The sequence below is a fragment of the Sporosarcina sp. G11-34 genome (assembly GCF_026931025.1).
In genome coordinates this window covers 1-4,134 of sequence record NZ_JAHNZW010000034.1, presented here as the reverse complement: position 1 = coordinate 4,134, position 4,134 = coordinate 1, and the positions used below count along the sequence as shown (strand labels likewise).

Sequence of the window (4,134 nt, the reverse complement as noted above, 5' to 3'; positions counted from 1 at the left end):
AGGTCTTTGAAAAAATGTTTTCGAGGAGTGGAGCACCTTCGATTAATAATTGTTATCCCAGTGCATTAAATATATGGAACAAAATTTATAATAATAAATTCCCGAATTTAAAAAATCTAAATTAATCATGGCATATTATTGAACTAACGGGTGCGATTGCTTAATAAGTGATCGCTCTGTATCGCAATCGGGCCAATTTGCTTAAATGAGTAATAGAAGAAGACTAGGGGTAAACAAATGACGACTACCAAACTTAAAATTATTGCTTTAATAGCAATGTTCATTGATCATGTTGGTCAATTTATAACTACCGCACCTGAATGGTTTCATTGGATAGGCCGAGTAGCAGCCCCTATCTTTATTTATGCAGTCGTTATCGGCTATCAGCATACTTCAAATAGGAGAAAGTATATTATTCGTTTGTATCTTTTTAGTTTAGGCATGGCAATATTAAATCTCATTATCAATATTAGTTTTAACGACACTCAAATGTATATAACGAATAATTTCTTTGCACCACTTTTTTTAATTGCGATGATTATTCTTTTATTAGAAAAAAGCCAAGGCAAGTATGTGATCTACCTTATCATTTGGCAAATACTTGCTTTCTTCCTTAGCGTCCTGTTTGTGGAATTTCTTAATATAAACTTGACCAGTGATACTACAATCAACTATCAATTTTTCGGATCCATATTTGGTAGTATCCTGTTTATAGAAGGTGGTCCATTGTTCGTGCTTCTTGGCTTGTTTCTTTATTTAAGCAGAAATAAAAAAGGCAATACTGCAATTATCTATTGCTTGTTTTCCCTATTTTGTTATGTTGTTTATGTTAAGTGGGGGCAGAGACAAGATTTTCTTTTTCCATACATAGTTCAATTCGCAAAGTATCAATGGATTATGATAGCTGCACTGCCACTTATTCTGTTTTATAATGGAAAAAAGGGAATAGGATTAAAGCACTTTTTCTACATTTTTTACCCAACACACATCATTATATTATATTTTATTGGTGTCTATCTAAGGTGAAATTGCTTTGTACCGTAATCGGGTGCGATTGTTGCACAATTTTTATGCCATTAACGGGCCATTTACTTGAATAAGGATTGTTGTAATTTAACTGGATATACTAAACCCAATTATAATTTGGGGTGATGAAATTGAACAAAAGTCGTCTTCTTCTTTTGGTTTTATTAGGTATATTAATTTGTGGGTTGAATTATGGAACAGTAATTGCAAATCCAAAAGATACTTCTCCTTCTATTAGGGAAAGCTTCACTGAAGTTGGATATAAATCCGCAATTGAAGTAATGGAGGGCTATTTTAATGATATAAATGAAGGTCGATGGACAAACGTAGATAAGTGGTTTGTTAAGGATGAATCAAAGGTAATAAAAGGTTTTTTGGATGATAAAGAAAACCAGGAAAAGAAGTTAGGTTTACTCAATATTAGAAAAGCTCGATTAGTAGATTGGAAAGAGTTACCGTATGATTATGCTAGGAATTATGTGCCAAGTCATAATATTGAACAATATCGTGATAAAAAAGTATTTTATGTTGCGGTTGATTATAAGGTTTACAACGAAAATGAGTATAACATAAATGGGATTAACTATTTCCTTGTGGCGCTTGTATTAGAAGATAATAAGTGGAAAATAGCATCAATTCCGCTCGTTCCAGTAAAATCAATTATTTTCGATGGTTACGGATTTGGAACTGAGGATGAAAAAACCTTCGATGTAAGAAGACTGAAGTTTCATATTAAGTAATTGAAACGAGTAACCCTTATGCCACATTCGGGGGCGTTAAATGAATAAGGATCGTATTACAATCGGGGCAAAGAATTAAATAAGACATCTGACAATAAAGAAAGTGAATAGTGCTGTAATTATCTTGAATCAGAAGATAAAAAAGTTTAACGATAGTAATTGTTATTTAAAATAAATCATTAAAAATAAGAGGTGTTCAAATGGTTAGAAGAAGGGGAAATTACGTAGTAAAAGTACTTGGTGAGCAGCTCGCTTGCTTGTTTTGTCAACACAATCAATTTCGACATCGTGAAGTGTATATGGATTTAAACCCTTTAGGAGATACGGTGACGGAACAACTGACATTACAATCCTTAACCTGCACATCCTGTGGGGATAATCGCATGTTTCTAGAAAAGGAAGTCTTTGATACAACGCTGCAAAAAAATGTGCCAAGTCTTGCCTACGTGGAAGTGATAGACAAATGACCATAAGTAATTTACAGGAAGTCAAAAGTCGGATTACCGTCTTCGGTCAGCCGATGATTTGCAGAGGTTGTTCACATGAGGTGTTTATTCCTTATGAACTGTATATTAATGTTGAAAAACCTGGAATCGGTTGTTTATATGCACACGATATAGCGATTTGCCAGAACTGTGGGGAAGCAAGACATTTTAGTGATCCCAGTGATTTTGATAATGAAAAAGGTATTTTTGTATGGGCTTTGAGACAGTATGTTTGTTAGGGTGTTCAACATTCGGGTGCGATTGTGGCACAAATTTTATGCCATTAACGGGCCAAATTGTTAATCAATGGACATCATAAAAACCTTTGTTTTGTGGATAATAACCATACAAGGGGTGATGACATGAATTATTTACGAGTAATAATTTACATGTGTATTTTTGGGGTTTTTATATATTCTCAAATATCATTTGCTGAAACAGATGAAAAAGTCCCCTTTTTAATTAACAATGGTAAATGTCCAGATTCACAAAAATTAGGACGTGCAGATTCAGATAAAGATCTTATAAATGCATTGAACACGATTATTCCCGAGGTTTATAAAGACGATAATTACAAAGGTTGGAAAGTAGAAAGCATAGCACGTCTTTCAAAGTCACCGCATCAAGCGATACCCCATCTAGAGGATTATTATGCAATGGCTAAAAATTATTGTGGAGAAGAAATAGCTGATAATTCTTGGTTTGTAGAAGTACTATTCCCACAATATTTACCGGCATATGATGCATCGCATAGACAAATTTTTGTTACTAAAAACAAACAGGGGCAATGGTTTGCTTGGTTTAGATTTCACTAACCAATCCACAAACGGGGGCGATTGTTGAAGAAGCACGATAAAATAATAACCAAAAAACGCTGATTAATTTCAGTGTTTTTTTGTTGCGAAAATTCCATGTTTCACTCTTCAATTTCCCTTCAGTAGTATTTTGTCCAACGCAACTGAATGGCATATGTGAATCGTAACCACTTTTGTACCTGTCAAAAGCAATCGAAATATTTTGGTTGTTTTTAAGAGGAACAAAATCATTAATTGAAAGGAAGGGGATATTAATTGAGATATGAAAAAATGAAGGAAGTAAACGATAATTTAGAATCGAGGTTGATTCATGGAGTGGTCCACACACGCTTTAACAGGAATGGTAGCCGGATATACAATTACAGGAGGTGATTGGCGGGGAGCGGTGGTAGGAGGAATTGGAGGTGTGCTACCGGATCTCGATGAACCGAAGTCTAAGTTTGGAAAGTTGTTCTTCGTTATAGCTATACCACTTAATTCTATATTTGGTCATCGGACTTTTACACACTCCCTGCTTTTTACGTTATTAGCAGGGATTTTTATATACCCGTTTACAGAATTATGGGTGGCTTTGTCAGTAAGTGCAGGGATACTTGCCCATATTGCAGGAGACATGTTAACCGGAAAAGTGAAACTCTTCTATCCGTCAGCTAAATCTGTCGGGATTGTAATTCCATCATTCAGTTTTATGTGGATAGACAGAATCACAAGACTGTTACTTGTTATAGCGATAGGTTGGGTTGTACTTAAAAAAGTAATTTGAATTTATAGGAGGTCAAAAATTGGAAAACGTTGCAGTGGATTTAGGTTATGGCTACGTCAAAGCGATTTCATCATCAGGAAAGAGAATAATATTTCCTTCGTTGGTTGGGAAAGGATACGACAGGGGAATTACAAATATCCTCGGAGATAAGCCAAATGACTTAGCGAATATACATGTATCAATCAAAGGTGAAGATTATTTTGTGGGAGAACTAGCAAATGAATCACGTTCTTTATCTCGTATCTTTGAACGTGAACGCTTTAATCATATGTACACACACATTCTACTTAATACGGCTATTCAAC

7 protein-coding genes are annotated in these 4,134 nt (G+C 34.7%); all 7 read left to right on the top strand.

Annotation, left to right across the window (positions count from 1 at the left end):
• Positions 1 to 237: 237 nt before the first annotated feature.
• Positions 238 to 1,026 (top strand): TraX family protein, encoded by a 789-nt coding sequence (locus KSU66_RS21310; RefSeq protein ID WP_269053463.1) that lies wholly within the window; start codon positions 238 to 240, stop codon positions 1,024 to 1,026.
• A 131-nt stretch (positions 1,027 to 1,157) separates the two neighbouring features.
• Positions 1,158 to 1,766: a hypothetical protein gene (locus tag KSU66_RS21305; RefSeq protein WP_269053462.1), complete on the top strand. Its 609-nt coding sequence runs from the start codon at positions 1,158 to 1,160 to the stop codon at positions 1,764 to 1,766.
• Positions 1,767 to 1,966: 200 nt separating this feature from the next.
• On the top strand, positions 1,967 to 2,233 hold the full coding sequence (locus KSU66_RS21300; protein WP_269053461.1) for a hypothetical protein: 267 nt from the start codon (positions 1,967 to 1,969) through the stop codon (positions 2,231 to 2,233).
• Positions 2,230 to 2,490, top strand: coding sequence for a hypothetical protein (locus tag KSU66_RS21295; RefSeq protein ID WP_269053460.1), 261 nt, complete (start codon positions 2,230 to 2,232; stop codon positions 2,488 to 2,490). Before KSU66_RS21300 ends, KSU66_RS21295 begins: the two co-directional genes overlap by 4 nt.
• 123 nt (positions 2,491 to 2,613) lie before the next feature.
• Entirely contained in the window at positions 2,614 to 3,066 is a 453-nt protein-coding gene (locus tag KSU66_RS21290; RefSeq protein WP_269053459.1) for a hypothetical protein, read from the top strand.
• Positions 3,067 to 3,376: 310 nt separating this feature from the next.
• Positions 3,377 to 3,829: a metal-dependent hydrolase gene (locus KSU66_RS21285; protein WP_269053458.1), complete on the top strand. Its 453-nt coding sequence runs from the start codon at positions 3,377 to 3,379 to the stop codon at positions 3,827 to 3,829.
• A 19-nt stretch (positions 3,830 to 3,848) separates the two neighbouring features.
• The coding region (locus KSU66_RS21280; protein WP_269053457.1) for a hypothetical protein at positions 3,849 to 4,134 on the top strand (286 nt) is incomplete at its 3' end.